Source organism: Microvirga makkahensis (assembly GCF_009830105.1).
Classification (GTDB): Bacteria; Pseudomonadota; Alphaproteobacteria; order Rhizobiales; family Beijerinckiaceae; genus Microvirga; species Microvirga makkahensis.
Map to the genome: position 1 here is coordinate 1 of NZ_WURB01000043.1, position 21,690 is coordinate 21,690.

At 59.7% G+C, this 21,690-nt stretch carries 19 protein-coding genes and 1 pseudogene; all 20 read right to left on the reverse strand.

The window, feature by feature from the left end:
• A pseudogene (locus GR328_RS27810) lies at positions 1-127 on the reverse strand (electron transfer flavoprotein subunit beta/FixA family protein); the annotation flags it as partial.
• 108 nt (positions 128-235) lie between these two features.
• Positions 236-1,414, reverse strand: coding sequence for a beta-ketothiolase BktB (gene bktB / locus GR328_RS25170; protein WP_160888405.1), 1,179 nt, complete (start codon positions 1,412-1,414; stop codon positions 236-238).
• 157 nt (positions 1,415-1,571) lie between these two features.
• The gene (locus tag GR328_RS25175; protein ID WP_160888406.1) at positions 1,572-3,920 is read right to left on the reverse strand and encodes a 3-hydroxyacyl-CoA dehydrogenase NAD-binding domain-containing protein; all 2,349 of its coding nucleotides are present in this window, start codon (positions 3,918-3,920) and stop codon (positions 1,572-1,574) included.
• Positions 3,921-4,287: 367 nt separating this feature from the next.
• Positions 4,288-5,058 (reverse strand): SDR family oxidoreductase, encoded by a 771-nt coding sequence (locus GR328_RS25180; RefSeq protein ID WP_205790299.1) that lies wholly within the window; start codon positions 5,056-5,058, stop codon positions 4,288-4,290.
• A 133-nt stretch (positions 5,059-5,191) separates the two neighbouring features.
• Positions 5,192-6,424: an ABC transporter substrate-binding protein gene (locus tag GR328_RS25185; protein WP_160888407.1), complete on the reverse strand. Its 1,233-nt coding sequence runs from the start codon at positions 6,422-6,424 to the stop codon at positions 5,192-5,194.
• A 146-nt stretch (positions 6,425-6,570) separates the two neighbouring features.
• Positions 6,571-6,801, reverse strand: a complete 231-nt coding sequence (locus GR328_RS25190; protein WP_160888408.1) for a hypothetical protein — start codon at positions 6,799-6,801, stop codon at positions 6,571-6,573.
• A 328-nt stretch (positions 6,802-7,129) separates the two neighbouring features.
• Positions 7,130-8,782, reverse strand: a complete 1,653-nt coding sequence (locus GR328_RS25195) for a GMC family oxidoreductase (RefSeq protein ID WP_343039487.1) — start codon at positions 8,780-8,782, stop codon at positions 7,130-7,132.
• 21 nt (positions 8,783-8,803) lie between these two features.
• Positions 8,804-9,508, reverse strand: a complete 705-nt coding sequence (locus GR328_RS25200; RefSeq protein WP_160888409.1) for an ATP-binding cassette domain-containing protein — start codon at positions 9,506-9,508, stop codon at positions 8,804-8,806.
• Positions 9,495-10,271 (reverse strand): ABC transporter ATP-binding protein, encoded by a 777-nt coding sequence (locus tag GR328_RS25205; RefSeq protein WP_160888410.1) that lies wholly within the window; start codon positions 10,269-10,271, stop codon positions 9,495-9,497. Before GR328_RS25205 ends, GR328_RS25200 begins: the two co-directional genes overlap by 14 nt.
• Positions 10,268-11,290, reverse strand: a complete 1,023-nt coding sequence (locus GR328_RS25210) for a branched-chain amino acid ABC transporter permease (protein WP_160888411.1) — start codon at positions 11,288-11,290, stop codon at positions 10,268-10,270. The genes GR328_RS25205 and GR328_RS25210 overlap by 4 nt, the downstream gene beginning before the upstream one ends.
• Entirely contained in the window at positions 11,287-12,168 is an 882-nt protein-coding gene (locus tag GR328_RS25215; RefSeq protein WP_160888412.1) for a branched-chain amino acid ABC transporter permease, read from the reverse strand. Before GR328_RS25215 ends, GR328_RS25210 begins: the two co-directional genes overlap by 4 nt.
• Positions 12,155-12,988 (reverse strand): VOC family protein, encoded by an 834-nt coding sequence (locus tag GR328_RS25220; protein WP_160888413.1) that lies wholly within the window; start codon positions 12,986-12,988, stop codon positions 12,155-12,157. The genes GR328_RS25215 and GR328_RS25220 overlap by 14 nt, the downstream gene beginning before the upstream one ends.
• A 7-nt stretch (positions 12,989-12,995) precedes the next feature.
• Positions 12,996-13,790 (reverse strand): enoyl-CoA hydratase/isomerase family protein, encoded by a 795-nt coding sequence (locus GR328_RS25225; RefSeq protein ID WP_160888414.1) that lies wholly within the window; start codon positions 13,788-13,790, stop codon positions 12,996-12,998.
• The gene (locus tag GR328_RS25230) at positions 13,787-15,094 is read right to left on the reverse strand and encodes an acyl-CoA dehydrogenase family protein (protein ID WP_246216091.1); all 1,308 of its coding nucleotides are present in this window, start codon (positions 15,092-15,094) and stop codon (positions 13,787-13,789) included. The genes GR328_RS25225 and GR328_RS25230 overlap by 4 nt, the downstream gene beginning before the upstream one ends.
• Positions 15,030-16,334 carry an acyl-CoA dehydrogenase family protein gene (locus GR328_RS25235; RefSeq protein ID WP_246216089.1) on the reverse strand — a complete coding sequence of 435 codons (1,305 nt, stop codon included), beginning with the start codon at positions 16,332-16,334 and terminating at the stop codon, positions 15,030-15,032. The genes GR328_RS25230 and GR328_RS25235 overlap by 65 nt, the downstream gene beginning before the upstream one ends.
• Positions 16,335-16,363: 29 nt before the next feature.
• Positions 16,364-17,104, reverse strand: coding sequence for an SDR family NAD(P)-dependent oxidoreductase (locus GR328_RS25240; RefSeq protein WP_160888416.1), 741 nt, complete (start codon positions 17,102-17,104; stop codon positions 16,364-16,366).
• A complete protein-coding gene (locus tag GR328_RS25245) occupies positions 17,101-18,744 on the reverse strand; it encodes an AMP-binding protein (protein WP_160888417.1) in 1,644 nt (547 codons plus the stop codon). Before GR328_RS25245 ends, GR328_RS25240 begins: the two co-directional genes overlap by 4 nt.
• An 18-nt stretch (positions 18,745-18,762) precedes the next feature.
• Entirely contained in the window at positions 18,763-20,031 is a 1,269-nt protein-coding gene (locus GR328_RS25250; RefSeq protein WP_205790300.1) for an ABC transporter substrate-binding protein, read from the reverse strand.
• A gap of 39 nt (positions 20,032-20,070) precedes the next feature.
• On the reverse strand, positions 20,071-20,853 hold the full coding sequence (locus GR328_RS25255) for an SDR family NAD(P)-dependent oxidoreductase (RefSeq protein ID WP_246216090.1): 783 nt from the start codon (positions 20,851-20,853) through the stop codon (positions 20,071-20,073).
• Positions 20,854-20,887: 34 nt separating this feature from the next.
• A complete protein-coding gene (locus GR328_RS25260; RefSeq protein ID WP_160888419.1) occupies positions 20,888-21,643 on the reverse strand; it encodes an SDR family NAD(P)-dependent oxidoreductase in 756 nt (251 codons plus the stop codon).
• Positions 21,644-21,690: the final 47 nt, after the last annotated feature.

The window sequence follows — 21,690 nt, forward strand, 5'->3', positions numbered from 1 at the left end:
CGGCAATCTCGTCAAAGGGGTTCATCGACATCTTCACGTTCGAAAGCTCAACGCCAGACCCGTCCGGCTTCACCCGGATCTTCACGTTGTAGTCAACAACCCGCTTCACGCACACAAGAAGCTTCATAAAAGAATTCCTTTTGCTTGGTATAGGACGGAGCCGGCTTGCACCGTGCAAGCCTATCAAGCGTCAACAGGTGGCTTCCTCCCTGTCCTCAATGAGGAGGCTTGAGCGTCAGATGCGCTCGACTGCCATGGCAATGCCTTGGCCGCCGCCGATGCACATGGTGATCAGCCCGTAGCGCCCGCGAATGCGGTTGAGCTCGTACATTGTCTTGACGGTGAGGATCGCACCGGTAGCGCCGACAGGGTGCCCGAGCGCGATCGCGCCGCCGTTAACGTTGACCTTGTCCGGATCGAATCCGAGTTCACGCGAAACAGCGCAGGCCTGTGCCGCGAACGCTTCGTTGGACTCGATCACGTCAAAATCCTCGACGCGCAGACCGGTGCGCTGCAGCAGCTTCCTGACCGCTGGGATTGGCCCAATGCCCATCTCACTCGGCTCTACGCCCGCATGGGTATAGCCAACAATGCGCACGAGCAAGTCGCTCTTCCGGCGCTTTACCTCATCCTCGCTCATCAACACGACCGCGGCTGCGCCGTCATTGATGCCAGAGGCGTTGCCAGCCGTGACCGTGCCGTCCGTCTTGAACGTGGGGCGAAGACCCGCCAGCGCCTCCAACGGCGACAGGCGCGGATGCTCGTCCGTGTCAAAGCTCGCAACTGTCCGTCCCTTTGTCACTTCCACAGGTAAGATCTGAGACTTGAACACACCGGCCTTAATGGCGTTGGCGGCGCGCTGCTGGCTCTCGAGCGCGAAGGCGTCCTGATCGGCGCGGGAAACGCCAAAGCGCTCCGCGACGTTTTCCGCCGTGACGCCCATGATGCCATTGCCGAACGGGTCCGTCAGAATGCCGGTGAGGTGATCCACGGCGACCACGTCGCCTAAACGCTGCCCGAAGCGCGAGGTTTGCAGGAGATGCGGCGCGCGGCTCATGACCTCCGCGCCGCCGGCCACCGCGATATCCGTATCCTCTAGCATGATGGACTGAGCCGCCGACACGATGGCCTGAACACCGCTGCCGCAAAGCCGGTTGACGGTGAGCGCCGGAACCTCCTTCGGAATGCCTCCTTCCATGGCCGCAATTCGCGCAAGATAGGCGTCCTTGGACTCAGTGACGATCACGTTGCCGAACACCACGTGCCCGACTTCACCTCCCTGGACTTGAGCGCGCTGCAGGGCCTCCGCCACGCAGAGCGCCCCGAGCTGGCTGGGCGAGTGGCTCGACAGAGAACCCCCGAAGCTTCCGATGGCGGTGCGGACAGCGCTTGCGATGTAAACGTTGCGAGCCATAGGGTGTCCCCCGAATGTCTTTTCGTCTGTTGCTCTGAATAGTACGTACGCCGGACGTTCGCCGAACCGAAGATTCGGTTAGACGGGGACGAAAGCCGCGCCACCGTTGACCGGACAGTGGTCGCCCGGGCGCAGCTTTCATCTTGCGTTGCTTCTTTCAATTGCGCAGGGGCTTACCCGTCGCGAGAATATGCTCGATGCGCTCCTTCGTGGTGGGAATCTTCGCCAGGGCGAGCACCGCCCCACGCTCCAGGCTCATCATTTCCTCCTCGCTCATCGACTTGGCGGGATTGGCACCTTGGCCGCCTGTGAGAACCGCCGCCAGCATACCGGCCACCGCAATATCCATCTCGGTCAGGGAGCCGGAATCCGGCCGTCCTTGGAGAGCGCTCATGAGCTTCTGCTTTCCTTGCAGACCGGCGACCTGGATTCGGGCGCGGCCCTCGGGGACGTACCCTGCGTCCGCCATGGAGATAGCGCGCTGGATGGCATAGCTCAGGAGATGATCACGGTTCATCGCGATGTCGTCGCCTGCGCGCACCAGATGCATGTCGCGCGCTTCAAGAGCCGAGGACGACGGACGGTCGGCAAGAATGATCTCGAAGGCCGACAAGGCTGCCTCGGTCGCATCTTTCCCGCCTCCGGCCTCAAGGCGAAGCAGGAGCTGGGTGCAGCCGCCCCATCCGGGAATCAGGCCGACCTTCGGCTCGGGCAAGCCTGCGTTGAGCTCCGCATGGGCAACGATCGCACTGCAGTGGAGCATGAACTCGCAGCCACCGCCGAGCGCCAGGCCCGCCGCAGCCGCCACGACGGGGAAGGGTGCGTACTTCATCTCAAGGAAAAGGGCTTGGCCGCGCACGATTGATCTGTCGAGCGAGGTCCAATCCTTTCGACGCACACAATCGATGAAGAAGGCGAGATCCGCCCCCGCCGAGAAGGCGCGGGAGTCGTCGTTACCGATCACCAGGGCGCGAAAGTCGGAGACAACCTTGCCGAGCGTCTCTTCCAGAACGTCGAACACGGGCGGCCCGAGGCTGTTCATCTTGGTGTGGACCTCGAAGCAAGCCACGCCATTGCCGGCGTCCCACAAGGATGCCGCCTCGCTTCCAAGCACTCTTGGGCGAGCAAGCTTGATCGCGGGCAGGCTCAGGCGAGAAGCGTTCATGGACGCTGCCACTCTCGTCCCGTCCGTTCGCAAGGCAAGGCCGCGCGCATCGTAAAAACCGCCGTTCTCGGCAGCCGCTTGCAACAGGGAGGGCACCTCTTGCCCATCCTGCTTCATGCGCATCATGATATTGGCCGCACCATAGCGGTCGGCGAGTTTGAACGGTCCGTTCTTCCAAGCATAGCCAAGCTCCATGGCTACGTCGATCGCGCCGATGTCGTCCGCGATCTCCGGACCGCACTCGGCCGCGTAGGCCACGAGCCTCGACAGAACGCTCCAAGCGTATTGTCCGGGACGACTCTCCGCATCAATGAGCGCGGAGAAATCACGCCCCTTGCCCGGAAGCTCCGAGGTCTTGACGGGAGCCTCCTTGCGATACTCGCCCAACGTCATGTCGAGAGCTTCGCGGGATTTGTCAGCAGCGATCCGATAGAAGCCCGCCTTCGCCTTTCGGCCGAACCGACCGGCGGCGATCATGTTCTTAACTAGCGGGTCGGACGGCAAGACGAAGGAGTGAATGTCGTCAGAGAGAGGCAGGCTCGCGATCAGGCTGCCCCACACATGCGGCACCAGATCGATGCCGATGAGATCGAGCAGACCGAAGACACCGGTGCGCGGCACGCCGAATGCCGCCATGACGGTATCCGCCTCCTCGACCGTCAGCCCCAGGCGCTTGCCTTCGAGAGTGGCCATAGCGGTCCAATAGCAGCCGACACGATTGGCGATGAAGCCGGGCGTGTCGCGGCAATCGATAACGGTTTTGCCCAGGATGGTCTCGCACGCGGCGCGTGCCCGGGCCACGAGTTCGGGGCTGTTTTCCGAAGCGCTGACAATCTCCACCAGCCGCATGGGGCGGGGCGGATTGAAGAAGTGGGTGATGATGAAATCGGCCGCGAATGTGTCGCTCAAGCCATTTATGAGATCGACGCGCTGAATGGTGGAGGTGTTGGAGGACACGATGGAGCCCGGCTTCCTCACCTGCTCCAGCCTGCGATACAAGTCGCGCTTCACGTCGAGCTTTTCGATGACGGCTTCGACGATCCAGTCGGCCTCCGCCAGGCGGTCGAGATCGTCCTCCACGTTGCCGATGCGCACCAGTCCGACGGCGCCCGGGTGCATGAAACCGTTCGCCTTCATCTGCCGGTCGAGCCCCGCCTGCGCGGGAGCGTTGCGGGATGAGGCGTCGTTACCAGGGATATCGAGCAGGTCGACCGAAACGCCCGCATTGGCGAACTGCGCCGCGATGCCGGCGCCCATGGAGCCTGCGCCGATCACGGCGGCGCGCTTGATCCCGCAGGTCTCGACTCGGGTGCCCTTGGGAAAACAAACGGTCGTATTCATTGAACTTTCTCCAGGACGGCAGCATCGGACTCTACGACCCGGAAATCCGGATCGCACTTTTCGACAACGGGCCGCAGTCCCTCACGGAACTCGGCGGAATTTTCACTCACCACAAAACTTCCCGCTCAGCTTGGAGCTGCTCCGTCAATTCCGCATCGATATAGTGCGGCAGAAGAGCCTTGTTGCGGTCTTCATTCTCGCTCTTACCGTGATGGTTGAGATGCTGGCCGTCGGGAGGCCTGATCCACCGGGGGCTGGTCCGTGTGTCGAGGGCGTGATGGAGCAGCGTCCGGCTCAACCACGCCTGGCTGGCAACTGGCAGGTCGGCGATAATGCATGCGGTGGCCCACCACATTGAGCGAGTCAGTCAGAGTTGCATTCCACCGTCGACGGCTAGCGTCTGGCCGGTGATGTAGCGCGCCTTGGCCGACAGCAAGAATATGACTGCATCAGCAATCTCTTCAGCAAACCCGAACCTCTTCACAGGAACGGATCTACGAAACTTATCAACTAGATCCGGCGTTAGGCCGTGATCGATGAACTCGCGCCCGAGACCCTCCTCGAGAAGGCCCGGGGCGACTGAGTTGGCCCGTATGCCATACCGGCCTTCCTCCTTCGCAAGTCCCCGGATAAGGACTTCGATGGCTGCTTTCGGGGCTGCCGAAAGTATATCGCGTTGAGGTACACGTTCGACAGCTGTAGTCGTGACAGCAACCACCGATCCCCCACCTTGCGCCTTGAGGTGGGGTAGCGCAGCATTGATCAGATTGAAGCAACCGTTCACATCGACATTCATGACGTCAGCCCATTCCTGAGGGCTGAGGGAGTTAATATACTTTAGGGGGATCTGCGGCCCTGATGCGTAAACGACCGAGTGTATCGATCCATGTCGGTGCAGTGCTCGGTCGATGAAGTTCGCAACCGATGCGGGTTCCTCGATTGCGACTTGGCAGATATCTGCCGATCCGCCCATAGATAGGATCTTGTCCTTGAGATTTTCAGCCGCGGTGCGATTCGAACGGTAGGTTAAAGCAACGGCCGAGCCTGCCCTCGCGAGTGCGAGGCAGACCGCACCACCAATTGCCCCACTTCCACCTGCGACGACGGCGACACCCTTGGAGAATTCCTTTTCCGTCACCTGCAGTCCTCCATAATATTGGACACATCTGTCCGTTGTTTTTGAGAGCCCGGACACGCCACGTGGCCTGAGAGGCGTGTCCGGGGTCGCATCATTGAATGGATGTGGCCGATGCTACTGGCGGAGGGTGCCCCTATTTGACGAGGGGACAGCCTCCGCTTTCGACCGGACGGAAGGCCTTCGCACCGGGGACTACATCGGTAACCCGCAGAAGATCCCACCCGCTTTTCGAGTCTTCAGTTTTTTTCGTCTCGACCACGTACATGTCGTAAACGACTCGCCCGTCTTTGCGCACGTAAGCGTTGTTGAGCAGTCCGCCGACTGGCATTTCCCTCATCTTGGCCGCGACTTTTTCGGCGTCCTTCGTCTGAACAGCTTGTACGGCGCGCAGGTAATGGGTCACGGCATCGTAGGTCGCCGCCATATTCTGGTTGGGCATCCGCTTCGTCCGCTCAAAGAAGCGTTGGGAGAACCCGCGGGACTTTCCCGAGGCGTCCCAATAGAACGCTGTTGCGAAGCGAACGCCTTGTGTGCTGTTCAATCCGAGGGCATGGATGTCGTCAATGAAGGCAACGAGTGGAACCAATTTCTGCCCGCGCTCTGTTAAGCCGAACTCGGCTGCCTGTTTCATGTTGTTGTGGAGATTTCCGCCCGCATTCGCCAGAGCGATGATGTCGGCTCCGGATGCCTGGGCGGTGAGTAGGTAAGACGAGAAGTCATGGGTGTCGAGAGGGGCTCTCGTGGCCCCGACAACTTTTGCGCCAGCGCGGGTGACTGCGCTGATGGAATCCTTCTCCACCGAGTGGCCAAAGGCATAGTCGACGGTTATATAGAACCACTTCTCGCCCTTGCTTGCCAGAGAAGATCCTGCGGTCTGGGCCAGCGCATAGGTGTCGTAGTTCCAGTGGGTGGTGTACGGCGAGCATTTGGCGCCGGTGATATCGGAGCTGCCTGAGGCCGTTACGAGGACGTTCTTCTTCTTGTCACGTGACAATTCCATGACCGCAAAGGCTATCGCGGATCCGGTTACATCCGTGATGACGTCGACATTCTCGATATCGAACCAGCGCCGAGCGATCGTGGCACCGATGTCGGTTTTGGCCTGATTATCTGCGGTGGTGATCTCAATTTTCTTACCAAGTACTACACCGCCGAAGTCTTCGACTGCCATCCGGACCGCCTCTGCGAGAGCTGGGCCGCCGAGGTTCGCCAGAGGAGAGCTGTGATCTCCGAGGACGCCAATCTTTACTGGTCTTTCGTCATCGGCCCAGGCGGCGCCCGAGGCCCCGATCGCCACTATGCCGACCGTGAGAGCGGTTTGTAAAAAACTCGGACAAATGACCTTTGATACGGCTGACCTGCGCATGGCGTTTCTCCCCCAGATTTTCAGAGCATTTCTGCATTGAGTTGTACGACTAGCTTCACGTTTGTGAAGTTCGGTATGCTGGCGAAAATCTCCCCCCGAGTCCACGGAACTGCCCATTGCCACTGCGGGTTGATCACCGCCGCCTCCTACCGGTTCGGCAACTGGTAGGAGATGACATCGCCAGTTACGAGACCCGCCATTGTGAGATAGCCGTTGAGAGAGCAGGCCTCGTTGATCAGGCGGCCATAGGTGATTGCGCGCTTTCCCTCGATCAGGGCGGTCCGCGCAGCGTTCTCCAAAGGCCACCGCGCGGCACGAGCATCCCGACGTACCTGCCACGATCGGGCTTGGACGGTGGCTTGGACGTGATTGTCCATACGAAAGTTCTTCATAGATTGTACCTGATTAGCTAGCTTCGGCCGTCCTATGCCGGTCCGCCATAGATGACACTTTATCGAAATCGAATTCTAAATCAACTTTCTTAGCCACCCACGGGATCGTGTTTCTAACATCATTGTAGGTGAAAAGAGGATCCCGCGGCATGGCTTGTGCCGAGTCCTGCATGTAACCGTTCGATAGAAGCGAATGACTGGTCTTGCTTCGGCTCTAAACCAAAGCAAGACCAGGGTCTGAATGGCCTGCGACCTAGTTTATGGCCTCGATGTACGACAGACCGCACGGCTGCCAGGGGCGCTGACGCCTGCCTCAGGCGAATGCCAGCATGGGAGCCGAGGCCCCGGCTCTGTCCTGAAGGATCATCGCGGCACCCTTCTCAGCGATCATTAGAGTGGGCGAATTCGTGTTGCCGCTGGTAATGGCGGGCATGACGGAAGCGTCAATGACACGTAGTCCTTCCACGCCACGCACACGCAGGCGAGCATCGGTCACGGCCATTGGATCGGCATCAATGCCCATCTTGGCCGTGCCAACCGGGTGGAAGATCGTGGTTCCGATCTCGCGAGCTCCATGCAGGAGCTCTTCATCCGTCCTCAGCTGCGCACCCGGCTTGTACTCCTCAGGACGATACTTCTGGAGCGCAGGCATAGACACGATGCGCCGAGCGATGCGCAGGGCATCAACCGCCACTCTTTGGTCCTCGTCCGCTGTCAGATAGTTTGGGCGAATCATGGGTGGGTCGCTTGGATTGTGGCTGCGGATCTTCACCGTGCCGCGGCTCGCGGGCCGCAGGTTGCACACGCTTGTCGTAAAAGCCGGGAAGGGGTGCGGGTCCTCCCCGAATTTGTCTAGCGACAGGGGTTGGATATGGAACTGGAGGTTCGGAGTCGCGTAGTTAGGTGATGACCGAGTGAAGGCCCCCAACTGGGAAGGTGCCATGGTCAGCGGCCCTCGGCGAAAGAGAGCATATTCGAGCGCCATATGTCCCTTCTTGATCAGGGAGCGGTAATCTTCGTTGAGTGTCCGCACACCCTTGACCCTATAGATGGGGCGCAGCTGCAGGTGGTCTTGCAAGTTCTCACCGACCCCTGGTAGATGGCGAACCACATCGATCCCATGCTGCTGAAGGAAGGCGCCATCTCCGATGCCGGATAGCTGCAGCAGCTGCGGTGACGCGATGGCTCCGGCCGACAAGATCACCTCCCCGCGCGCACGGATGCGCCGCACTGCGCCGTCCTGCAAGAATTCTATGCCTACGGCTCGCTTGCCCTCGAACAGAATACGCGTGGCGTGGGCGTGGGTCTCGACCTTTAGGTTCTTCCGGGATAGTATAGGCTTCAAGAAGGCCCGCGCCGAAGACCAGCGCCGCCCATTCTTCTGGTTGACGTGGAAGTATGCGATTCCCTCGTTGTTTCCGGTATTAAAATCGCTGACGCGGGGAAATCCCGCCTCGCCGGCGGCCTCAATGAACGCATCGAGGATCTCCCACCGGACGCGGGACTCCTCCACGCGCCACTCTCCACCCGTGCCATGATGTTCGCCTACGCCAAGGCAATGGTCCACGTGCTGACGGAAGATAGGCTTCACATCATCCCAGCCCCAACCTTCCAAGCCGAGCTGACGCCAATTATCGTAATCTTCTTTCTGGCCGCGCATATAGATCATGGCGTTGATGGCCGAGGATCCGCCAAGCACCTTGCCGCGAGGGTAGTTCAGCACGCGTCCGTTCAGGCCTGCTTCGGATTCCGTCTTGAACATCCAATCGGCGCGGGGGTTGCCGATCGCGAACAGATAGCCGACCGGGATGTGAAACCAAATCCAATTGTCCTTTCCGCCAGCCTCGAGGAGGCAAACCGAGTTCTGGGCGTCCTTAGACAGCCGGTTCGCAAGCACGCAACCTGCCGACCCTGCCCCGACGATAATGTAATCGTAGATGCTGCAGTCCGTTATCTCGTCTGTCACAATCCTACCACCTCGGTCAACTCACACTGCCAAGTAGCGCTGCTTGATATCCGCGTTTTCGTCGAGCGTGGCCCAATCACCTTCGAAAACAATCCGTCCGGTGTCGATCACATAGACCCGATCTGTGCATTGCTTCGCAAACCAGAGATTCTGCTCGCTCAGGAGGAGGCCTGCCTCGTTCTCGTTGCAGACGGTAACCACATCCTTGGCGAGTTGCTCAATGATTATCGGTGCAAGACCTTCCGTCGGCTCGTCCAGCATCATCAGCCTGGGTCGCGCTGCGATCGCCCGCGCAACGGCGACCATCTGCTGCTGTCCGCCGCTCAGCTGTCCGCCGAGCCTGTCTTTGAGCGGAACGAGCATCGGAAAACGCTGGATTACGGATTCGGGGTCGAGAGGTGTCTCGCCGGCCAAGACGCCGTATTGGGACATGGCGATGTTTTCCAGCACCGTCACATGGCCAAAGATGCGGCGGTCTTCAGGGACCAAGGCTAAGCCTGCGCGTACACGCTTGTAGCTCGGAGTGCTGCCGAGATCTACGCCGTTCCACAGAATTTTCCCGACAGCTCGTGGCCCAGCATTCATGATGCTTTTGAAAAGGGTCGACTTTCCCGCACCATTTCTACCGACGATGGCGACGCGCCCACCGTTGTCGACGGCGAGCGACACATCGTGCAGGATTTGGCTTTCGCCATAGAAGGCTGTCAAGTTTTCAACCGTCAGCACCGTACATTTCCTTGCCTAGATAAACCTCGCGGACGATCGGATTGGCACGAACCTCGTCAATCGTGCCGATTGCAATCATCTCGCCCTGATTCATTACGAGGATGCGGTTTGCGAGGCCGAAGATGACATCCATGTCATGTTCAGTCATGACAACAGTCATCGCATTGGCGGCTCTCAGCCGAATGATCAATTCTGTAGTCGCGATACGGTCGGAGGGTGACATGCCTGCCGTCGGCTCGTCTAGCATCAAGATTTGCGGCTTACCCGCAAGTGCAATTCCAAGTTCGAGGCGCTTCTTGTCCCCATGCGACAGGAACTTGGCCTCCGTCGCCTTCTTGCTCCAGAGATCCAGATCTTGCAGAAGTGCTCCCGCTTCCTCCCGCACGCTGCTCCTCGGCCTCGTCCTGTACCACGGGAGCGAGCTTTCGGAACGGCTCCGAAGCCGTGCTTCAATGGCGACGATGATGTTCTCCTCAACACTGAACTCGGGGAAAACCCGGGCCACTTGGAACGTTCGGCCCATTCCGAGCTGGACGCGGTCATGTGCCGACATGCCGGTCACGTCGTGGTCGGCATAGGTGATCCGACCCCGCTCTGACAGAACCTCGCCCGTCATCACCCGGAAGAGAGTCGTCTTTCCGGCTCCGTTCGGGCCGATGATGGCGAAAGTCTCCTTCTCCTCCACCGTTAGTGAAATGCCCTTGAGAACAGGCAGGCTACCGTAGCTCTTGTAGACGTTGTCTACGTTCAACAGAGTCGTCATGCAGCCTCCTGAACGAATTTGCCTTTTGAACCAGCCTTGCCTTCTGCCCCGGGCCCGGCATGAGAAACACGCGCCGTCAGCCGGCGCCTCAACTCATGCACCAAACCGACGACGCCACTTGGAGCTGCAAGCACGATCACGAGGAGGACCACCCCGATGACCAGCTCGGCGAGGCCGACCAGATTTCGGGTCGAATAGTTGATGATCGAGAACAGGACGGTTCCGACGACGGGTCCCCAGAACGATTGAGCGCCACCCAGCAGAGAGGCCAGCATCGGTTGCGTGGAATGGATCCAGTGCGCGGATTCCGGCGTAACAATTTGCGCCCAAGGAGCGTAGAGCGCACCGGCCATTCCCGATGTCGCCCCTGAGATCGTGAAAGCGGCGAGCCGGTAGGCCGGAACATTGATGCCCATGAACGTGGTCCGTTCGGGATCCTGCCGGATGCTGACCAGGATGCGACCGAATGGTCCGTGGCAGATGAGCCACAGGAAACCCACTATAACGGAAGCCGCAATACACAAGAACCAGTAATATGCCTCGCCTGAGGCCAGGTCGAAGCTCGCAAACCCGAGCTCAAGCGACGGACGGGGGATGGAGGCAAGCCCGTCCTCCCGTCCAAGAGCGGTGCTGTAGCCCACGAGGATCCGCAGAATTTCCGCCAGAGCGAGTGTGAAGATCGCCAGGTGAATTCCCGTCGTGCGGCGCAGTAGCACGATTCCGGTGAGGACGGCCGCCAATGCACCGGCAACTCCCGCTGCAAGGATCAGGAGCAGAAACGGTGCTCCAATATCTGCCCGAAGCGCATAGCCGCAGAGATACGCGCCAATGGCAAAGAATGCAGCGTGCCCGAAGCTCGCCAGCCCGGTAAATCCGAAAAGCAGATTCCACGAGAGCGCGAAGACCATCTCCACCAGAACCAAGCCGGCGATGAAGAGGATACCCTGGTCCGCCCATAAGGGGATGGTGAACATCACCGCGAGGCAGGCGGCGAAGAGCACGGTATTTATGAGCCTCATATCCGATGCCCTCCCAGGAGCCCTTGTGGTTTTGCGAGCAGGAACAGGATGACAAAGACGTAGGTCGCCATGCCCGGCATGTTTGGGATGAGAAGCGAGCTCCCACTCTCGATGACGCCCAGCAGTACGGATGCCAGGAAGGCGCCACGCACATTCCCGAGCCCGCCGATGATGACGGCCATGAACGCCAGCAGAAGGTAACTTTCTCCGAGGATCGGCGAGAGCGTCTGGTTGGCGAGAAGAAGCCCTCCGGCAAGACCGGCCAGCATAAAGCTCGCAATGACCGTACTCGTCAGTGCAAACGGCACGTTGATGCCGAGCAGGCCGGACATCCAGCCATCGTTCGCAACGGATTGGAGCAGCTTCCCGATCCAGGTCCGGTGGATCGCTATGTCGAGCGCAAGGTACACGGCGAACCCTGCTATGATGACGAACAGCGAATAGCTCGGGATGAAAAGAGGACCGGCCGCAATCGCCCCGTCGAGAAGCGGGGGCGGGTTGACCGACGCGTAGTTTACACCCCAGATCAACTTGACGACACCTGAGCAGATGAGAACGACCGCAAACGTCGCAATCAGCGTATAAGCCTCGTCCACGTTTCGCAGACGGCGTAGAACGATCCGGTCCGTGACGAAACCAAGGGCGGCAACCACGACGCCCGCGACGAGAGCGGCCAGAATGAAGATCCACAGCGACGACGGATTGCTGCCAGTAATCGAGTACGCGACATAGGCACCAATCATGAAGAAGGCGCCATGTGCGAAGTTGAGGATCTTCAGAATGCCGAAGATCAGCGTCAGACCGGCCGCGACGAGGAACACCGCCATTCCGGTGGATAAGCCGTTCAAAAATGTAAAGAGAAGATCAATTGGCGCCATCGGAAGACACCTCCCTGAATTTGAGACCTCCAATGACAATCGCACCGTCACTCACGACGAGACCGGCCTCTCGCGCTGCGCGTGTTGCCGTTGAGAAATCGTCGGCCTCGATGTAAATCGCATCGAGACGATCGCCCCGCCCCTCCAGGTCATGGACGAACCTGACCTCCGAATCATCCAGCGGAATGCGCAAGGCATCCCCAACGGCGATCGCGTCCCTTCCAATCACCGCCGCCCACTGCCGAGCCGTTCGCGCCGGGTCCGCACAGGCAAGCTCTGCACTGCGGATCGCCCTGTAGCCGGGCTGGACCCTGTCGCGCCAATGCGCGCCGGCCGGGTACCATTGCCCATCGAAGGGCTCGTCCTGCTTATGGCTGGAAAACGAAAGGATCGAAGCCCCGATATCGCGCGGGTCGAGTTGAAGCTCATGATAGGTGGGGTAATCGACCACGCCGGCGAGTCTGACCCCGTGATCCTCCACGCGTTTGAGGAAAGGGTCCGTCTGCTCGACCTCGGTAATCACCATGTAGCCGCCTCCGCCTCGGCGATTAAGATATCGGCCGGCCGGTGTATCGTGACGGGTTGGAGCGACCAGTTCCAGGAATGTGTCACCGATAGGAAGCTGTGCGCTGGCAAGTCCATGCTTGGAGAAGAAGGCAGCCGAATGCGCGGGGGGCTCCTCGTAAGGAACGCCATATCGCGTGAGATCGGCCTTTCCGTGGCAGACCTGCAAGCCGAAGACCGCAATCAATGTATCGATGAGCGGTTCAAGCCGATCAGTAAGAAGGCAGATCTGGCGAAGTCTGATGCGCTCGGCCATGAAACCCTCAGCGTCCTGTGAACTGCGGCTTGCGCTTCTCGCGGAAGGCGCGGACAGCCTCTGCGTGATCCGCGGACTGACTCGACAACGCCTCGTAGGTCATCAGCACGTCCATCTGATCTTGAGCGAGCTTACGCAGCCCTCGGTTGACCGCAATCTTGGTATAGCGAATAGCCTGCGTGGCCCCACGCACCAGTCGCCCGGAAATCTCGTCGACCTTCGCGTCGAGCTGGTCTGCCGGCACAACATGATTGATCAGCCCCATCTGGTGCGCTTCTTCAGCGCTCAGCAGCTGCCCGGTCAGCAGAAGTTCCTTGGCCCGCATGAAGCCGACAACATAAGGCAGTATCACGGCCGCTCCGTCGCCCGCAACAAGACCGGCGCGAACATGCGTATCGCCGAAGCGGGCCGTCTCGGACGCCACGATGATATCGCAGCACAGGGCAAGCGTTGCACCGAGCCCGATTGCGTCGCCATTCATTCGGCAGATCATGGGCTTGGGCAACTCGAGCATCGAGAATACGATCTGCTTGGCTTCTTCTATGATTCCGGTGAAGCGGCTCGGGTCGTCGATCATGGACTGGAGCCAGGCTAGATCGCCACCCGCCGAGAAGGCGCGTCCTGTCCCGGTCAGGATGACGATGTCAGAATCGGGGTCGTCGGCGACGAGACGAAAGACATGCCTCAACTCCGTGTGAAGTTGAGCATCCACAGCATTCAACGTATCGGGCCGCTGAAGGGTGATCGTTGTGATACGGTCTTTCGTCGTGACCGACAGCCTTGTGAAATCTTCGTACTTCATGCGGCACCCTGCATCTCGACCATTGGAGTCATCTGCGTATAGCGGTTCATGTGCCAGCTCAGATCGCCGTACGACTTGCCGATGACCCGGAGCCGCTTGTAGAAGTGGCCGATGGGATACTCTTCAGCCATGCCCATGCCGCCATGGAGCTGAATCGCCTGGCTTCCGACGAACTCAGCGGCTTGGTTGATCGTCACCATAGTTGCAGAAACTGCCGCGGCGCGCTGATCCGGCTCCGCATCGAGCATGGACAGCCCGCGATACAGCATGGAGCGGGCGTTCTCGACCTTGACGAACATGTCGGAAAGCCGGTGCTGCAACGATTGGTAGCTCGCCAGCGCCCGCCCAAACTGCGTGCGTCCTTTAAGATAATCGGCCGTCATCGCAAGAGCCCCCTCCATTGCTCCGAGGGCCTCGGACGCCAGGATGATCCGCGCGTGATCAAGAGCTCGTTCCAGTACCTCACGTGCCCGATTCGAGGGAATGAGAAGAGCACTGCTCGGAAGATGAACATTGTTCAGGCTCACATCCGCCGCCCAACGTCCGTCAATCGTACGGTAGCGCCTTATCTCCACGCCTGCTGCCGAGGATGGAACGACATACAATGCGAGATGACTGATGCCGCCGCCTCTAGAGGACGCAATTGCGCTGACGATGAACGCATCTGCATCGGCACCGTCCTGGACGAGAACCTTCTGGCCGTTCAGAACAATTTCATCGTCCCCGGAGGCCTGGGCTGCCGTAGAGATCGCATCCACCTCGTAGCGAGAGGCGCTCTCTTCAAGCGCGAGCGCAAGCCGGCACCGCCCTTCCATTAGGCCGCTGAGGAGTTCGTTTCGCTGAGGGGTAGGCTCCCCTGCTCCGAGCAGCGCCGCCCCCAGGATGGCGGTTGACAGAAAGGGAGCTCCCACGAGGCCGCGCCCGAGCTCCTCGGCAATGACCGTGGCATCCTCTGCAGACCCGCCCAAGCCTCCTGCGGACTCGGGGACCATGAGGTAAAGCCATCCGAGCTCCGCGAACATATTCCAGTGCGCATCTGAGAACCGTGCGTCCCTGCGGAGAGCTTCCTGCTGCCTGTTCAGATCATGTTCTTCCGAGACGAAACGCCTTACGCTATCGCGTAGGAGGCTTTGTTCATCTGTCAGTGAGAATTTCAACGCCGCTTCCTCAAATCTGTTTTTCAATCGCTCGTTCAATGAGAAGGATTCGCATCTCAGCGCGCTGCGGGGACAACCCGTGCTAGCTTGAGAGATTGAAGACCTGCTTCGCAATGATCGTTCTCTGAATCTCGTTGGCTCCCGCATAGATCGAGGCCGCCCGAAGAAACAACTGTCTGGCTGTCGAGCCGACAACGTAGCTTGGCGCGTTTCCAGGAAGATCGTCCCCGCTGCCCTCCTTCTCGTCGTAAAGAACAATGCCCTTCGGGCCGAGGACGTCGGTGAGCAGTGTCGACAGCCTTTGCTGGATTTCACTTCCAAGAATCTTGAGACCGGACGCGATCGGCTGGCTCTTCGCGCCATGCCCGTTGAAGAGTTCGCGCAGGACGGACCATTCGAGACCGTACAAGTCGATCTCGAGCTCGGCTATGCGCTGGCGAACCTCCGGAAGGTCGATGATGCGCTGCCCCCCTGCCCTCTCCTGCGCGGCGATCTGCTTCAGCAGTTCCAGATCCCGTTTGGAACGCGGCACCTGAGCGTTCGACACGCGTTCGTGACTCAAGAGAAACTTCGCCTGCGTCCATCCGTCACCCACGCGACCGAGCACGGCATCGGCCGGGATACGCACGTTGTCGAGAAAAACCTCGTTGACCGAATGCCCCTCGTCAATCGTGATGATCGGCCGGACGGAGATGCCGGGTGCGTTCATGTCGAACAGGAAGATTGACAGGCCGCCCTTTTGCGGCGGCACGGTCGGGTCAGTCCGGGCCAGGCAGAACATTCGATCTGCGTAATGCGCCTCGGTTGTCCAAATTTTCTGACCGTTGATCACCCACTCATTGCCGTCACGAACGGCTGTTGTCTTAACGGATGCAAGGTCAGACCCAGCGGACGGCTCGGAGAATCCCTGACACCAGAAGGTCTCGCCGCTGAGAATGGGCGGCAGAAGCGCGGCCTTCTGCTCGTCGGAGCCGAATGTGTAAATCAAGGGCCCGAGCAGCCTCAGCCCGAAATAGCTGAGAAACGGGGCATCCGCCGCAGCGCACTCTTCCTCAAAGATGTAAATCTGCAGAGGAGTCCAGCCGGTGCCTCCATACTCCTTCGGCCAGTGGGGTGCAGCCCACCCCTTTTCAAAAAGGATCCGGTTCCAGGTTTGAAGATCCTCCTTGGTCGAATGGAAGCCCTGGCGCGTCCGCAATGCCATGTCTGAAGGAACCGCGGCGCGAACGAATTCCCGTACCATCATTCGAAAAGCTTCGTCTTCTTTGGAGAACTTAAGATCCATCTCGCACCTGCCGCTGAGAAATGCGCTGCGCCATCGCCGACCGCCTCCCGATCGCTGATACCATTTGACGAGCAGTCTACGCATAGGACTGCGCAGCGTCAAACCTTTTCGAATTCGAATTCGGTTTCACTTTAGTGAAAGGTCCGGCCCCCGTCGACGGCCAAGGTCGCTCCGGTGACGAAACTCGAAGCGTCGGACGTCAGGAACAGGATGCTACGCGCAATCTCTTCGGGCTCGGCAATCCGTTGCAGCGCGTAGACTTCCTTGGCCTTCTGCGAGAGAGCCTGCGGGTCGGGGTGCCAATCGGAGACCATGCGGGTCCGCGTCATCCCGGGACAGACCACGTTCACGCGAATGCGCGGTGCGAGTTCCGCCGCCCACACTTTCGTGAGGACGGCGATGCCGCCCTTCGTGGCTCCGTAGGCCGACAGTTCCGGATACGGCAGGATCGCGGATCCCGATCCCAGATTCACGATGGTTGCCGACTCCGCCTGGCGAAGATGCGGAAGCGCTGCGCGCGTTACGAGGAAAGGACCCGTAAGGTTCACGGCGATTGTCCTCTCCCAATCCTGAAGACTCGTGTCCTCCAGCCGCGCTACGGGAAATATGCCGGCCACGTTCACGAGGCCGTCAATTCCACCGAGAGCTGCGGCGGTCTTCTCGATTGCTTCAGAGACCGAAGCCTCTTGCGAAACATCGACCTCGATAGGAACCCCCTCAAGACCATCCAGCTTGGCAACATCCCGATCGAGCAACGCAACCTGCGCTCCCTCCTCGGCGAAAATCTGCGCCGTGGCCCGTCCAATGCCCGATGCAGCGCCGGTTACGACGATCCGCCGCCCGGCAAGGGCTTCCTTTCCGCTCCCGCTCATCGCAGCTCCTGCTCCACAAGCTCCCGTGCCGCCTGCCTGAGAATATCCTTTCGCACCTTGCCCACCGAGGTGCGGGGCAGTTCGCTTACGATCTCGAGGCGTTCCGGGACTTTCTGCATCGCGGTACCGCACTCCATGAGGTAGCGCTTGATTTCGGCAAGATCGATGCTCTGCCCTTCCCGTGGTATGACGAAAGCACACGCAGCTTCCCCCGTACGCTCGTTCGGCATGGCCACGATTGCAATGTCCGCGACAGCGGGATGATTGAAGAGAATATCCTCGATCTCCTTCGGACTAATGTTCTCTCCCGCCCGAATGATCAGATCCTTCTTCCGGCCCGTCACAACGATGAAGTCATCATGGACGATGCGACCGAGATCCCCCATGCGGAAATACCCGTTCTCATCGAAGGCATCGGCATTGTCTTCGACATGGATATACCCAAGGAACTGCTGAGGCGCTTTCGCTAGGATTTCACCGTCCTGACCCTTTTGCAGCGGCACGCCGGTCGCCGGATCAGCGATGATGGCCTCGGTGAGCCATATTTGGCCGTCCGTATCCGCTCCGAGGTCCTGCAGCTCCTTGCTGTTAACTCCCGCGGTGATGCAGGGAACTTCAGTTGAGCCGTAGATCCGGGCTGCGACACAGTTGGGAAATATTCGGGCTGCTTCGCGAATGAGATCGGGCGGCACCTGTGCTCCACCGCAAAGGAAGAACCGCAGATCGGGGAGTGTCTCTCCTCTCTTCTTGGCTTCATCGACGAGACCCTGCAGGAAGATTGTCGCCGCAACGATGCCGTTGACTTGCCGCCGGCGCATCATGTCGAAAGCCAACTCGGCGTCCCAAATATCCAGCATCACAGTTGTGATGCCCACCGTGAAGGGCAGGCATAGCGAATAAAGAGCCCCGGTCACGTGAGTGACCGGCGAGGGATTGAACATCACGTCATGGCTTGTGAGATTCAGGTGCGTGAGTCGTCCACGGTTTTCGGCTTGAAGGGTGTTGTGGCTGTGCAGAACGCCCTTTGCCCGCCCTGTCGTGCCGGACGTGTACATGATCATCTTGATCGCGTCGGGATCGGCGCCCTGCAGCTCGGTCGCATCGTCTGCTTGGGCGAGGAGATCGCTATAGGAGAGAAACCCATCGGAACTGTCGCGCACCACGACCACCTCAACGGGATTCGCAAAATTGAGCGAGATCCGTCGCATCATCTCGCGATAGTCATACTTGCGGAAAATTCCGGGTATGAAGATCAATTTGCTGCGACAGTCCTGCAGCATGAAACTGACCTCCATATCCCGATAGATCGGCACGAGCGGATGGACGACGAGGCCGGACATGGCGGCAGCAAGGTTGATGACAACGGTCTCATACCAGTTCGGAAGCTGGAACGAGATCGTGTCGCCGGGCTTGTATCCCCGTCCGACGAGAGCTCGGGCGAGCGTCCTGGCCTCATTGTACAGCTGACGCAGTGTGAACTCCCGCTCTCTGTCGACGACCAGAACTCGATCGGGGTCGGACCGCATCATCTCGTCAGCGTAGTCAGCGATCGTCTTGTCGGCCCAGGCGCCTTCGGCTTTGAATGCACGAGCGCGCTCGTCATCCCAACGGACTTGCCAACCACTGACATCCTGTCTCATGCCGGTCTCCCTCTCCTACTACTTGAAGCGGAACTGGATTTCCTTTCCGGGCGTGGGTGGCTCGATCACGTCAGCTCCCGGAATACGGACGAAATCGGACACCTCCCATCCCTGCTCGGTGTCCTTGACATCGAAGGTGATGAAGTTGACGTCGAGAATGGCTTGGTGATCCTCTCGCCGGAAGGTTCTGCGCCCCTTCGCCGTGTCAAAGCTCATTCCCTCGAGCGCCTTCAGGACCGCGGCTGTTTCAGCGGAACCGGCCGCGCGGATCGCATTCGCGTAGGCGTAGACTGCGGCATGACCCTGCTCGACATACCCGATGGGAAGCTTGTCCCCGGTCTTTGCGACATAATCCTCGTAGAGTTTCTTGCCCATCTCAGTGTCCTGATACCCGCCGTAGTACCAGTGCATGGCAGTCCAGAAGTTCGGGATCATGCGCTTGCCGAGAGCTTTTGGGACGTTGAACTCGTTGGCTCCGTCCGCAATCGCCTTAAACTTGCGCGACAGGCCGAAATTGGCGCCCTGGGCGATAAGAGTGACGGCATCGGCGCCGTTCGTGTTGTTGAAGAGGCCTTCTGCCGGAGACCTCATCAGGGTCGTGAGCTGTGGCTTGAAGTCCGTGGCTCCGAACTTGGTCAGGACCGGTTCGATGATCTCGACGTCCTTCTTGGCGAGACTGGAATAGTACTCCTTCAACCCGTCGACGAAGCCGTCCCACGATTGATGTCCGTACGCCGCATCTGGAAAGATGCCCGTCCACTTGCTTATTTCGGGATGCTTCTCGGCCATCACCCGCGCGAGGGCGCGGTATCGCATGTAGGAATTGTCGCTGATCCGGAAGTAATGGGGATTGAAGTTCTCATGCGTGAGGCTGTCCGCGATGGCCGCGCAGGAGATCAGAATAGCATTGGACGGCTGCAGCAGCGGTCCAATGGCCAATGCGACCGCGGTCTGGACCGCTCCGAAGAGCAGGTGCACACCCTCCCCAACGAGGCCTTGGGCCTGCTTGACCGCCTCAGGGCCTGCGGCTTTGTCGTCGCGAGCGACGATCTCGATTTTCCGGCCGTTGACGCCACCGGCGGCATTGATCTGATCGGCGGCGATCTGGGCGCCAACCAGCATCGGAGCGCCAAAAATCTCCTGTGCCCCGCTCAGAGGTCCGATGAATCCGAGCTTGAGGGGCTCGCCTTGTGCAAAAGCCCTGGATAGCGGCACTCCGAGCCCGGCGAGAAGACTCGCTCCCGCCACACCTGTAAGAATCATGCGCCTTGAAACTCGCGTAGCCATCGTTCCTCCGTCTATCTTTGTTGTGCTTTGTTCTGTCGTCTAGCTCCACCAACGCCCGCCGTTGACGATCAGGGATTGTCCGGTGATGTATCGGGTCTGATCGCTTGCGAAGAAGACGACGACATTGGCGATATCTTGCGGTTCCCCTGCGAATCCCATTGGGGTTTCTTTTAGATACTGCTCCCAGATCGGGAGACGGTCAGCAGCCGCCGTTCGGATGGGACCGGGGCAGATGGCATTCACATTCACATGAAAAGGGGCGAGTTCTCTCGCCAGAGAACGGGTTAGTCCGATCACGCCTGCTTTCGCGGCTGCATAGTCGGCAACGCCGATCGAGCCCATATAGGCTGCCTCCGACGCGATCGAGATGATCTTGCCTCTGCGTCTCTCTCGCATCCCGGGGACGACCTGCCTCGAGCACGCGAGGGTGCTGTAGAGATTTAGCTTCAGTATGAAGTCCCACGTCTCCGGCTCGGAGCACCAGAACTCCGAAGCGCGCTCGCGGGCGCTCTGACCGACATTGTTGAGGAGGATCTCAACGTCCCCATAATCGGCCTCGATTTTCTTGAAGGCTTCGACGATCTGCTCCAGCTTGTTGCAGTCGACGACCAGGGGCATCGCTTTGCGTCCCTGCTTCTGGACTTCTTCACCGGTCCGCTGGAGCCCTTCTGTGTCGATGTCGACCAGGACGACATCCGCGCCGTTACGAGCGAGGTGGACGGCGGATGCCTGACCGATGCCATTGGCGGCACCGGTGACCACGGCCAATCTGCCAGTTAAGTCGGTTGTTGTTGCAGCTGCAGCAGCCATTTTCGCTTCCATGACAAGTTGTGATCAATGCGTGGGTCGGCCCGTGTTAGGCGGTCAAGCCGCCGTCCACGGTGTAGACGCCGCCGGTGCTGTAGCTGGCTTCGTCGCTGAGCAGATATGCGACCAGATTTGCAACTTCGTCCGGCCGCCCGTTGCGCTCGATGGGCCGGGCGGTACTGCCCCATGGCCCCATGCCAGCCTCTTGGGCAAGGCGGGCCACCATCGGAGACTCGATAGCTCCGGGGCACACGGCATTCACGCGAATCCCATGCTTGCCGTTCTCGACAGCGGCCGACTGGCTCAGAGCAACAACCGCCCTCTTCGAGGCGCCGTACAAAGATCGATCAGCGCGCGCCTTCAGCGCGGCGACGGAGGCGAAATTCACGATAGAACCACCACGCCTCTGAGCGATCATCTGCCTGAGCGCAGACTGCATCGTGAGAAATATCCCCCGCACATTGACTGCATATACGAGGTCAAAATCCTCGACAGTCAATTCCGTGATCGGCCCGGACTTTCCAAGAATGCCGACGGCATTGGCGAGCAGGTCAACGCCCCCGAAGACCTCCACGGCGTGTCGAACGCCACGCTGTGCGCCCTCCTGGGTCGACAGGTCGGCCGTTAGCGTCTGGAGGCGATCAGCAGCCACGATCTGCGCAAGTTTCTCAAGAGCGGTCTCGTCGCGGTCCACCGCGACGACATCGCACCCTTCCTCGATCAGCCGCACAACGATCGCCGCCCCGATCGCTCCAGCGCCCCCTGTAATAAGGGCAACTTTTCCTTCAAGCCCACGAAAACTCATTCAGCTTCACCAGGGATATTCAGTCATCACCGCACATCTGCGGCATC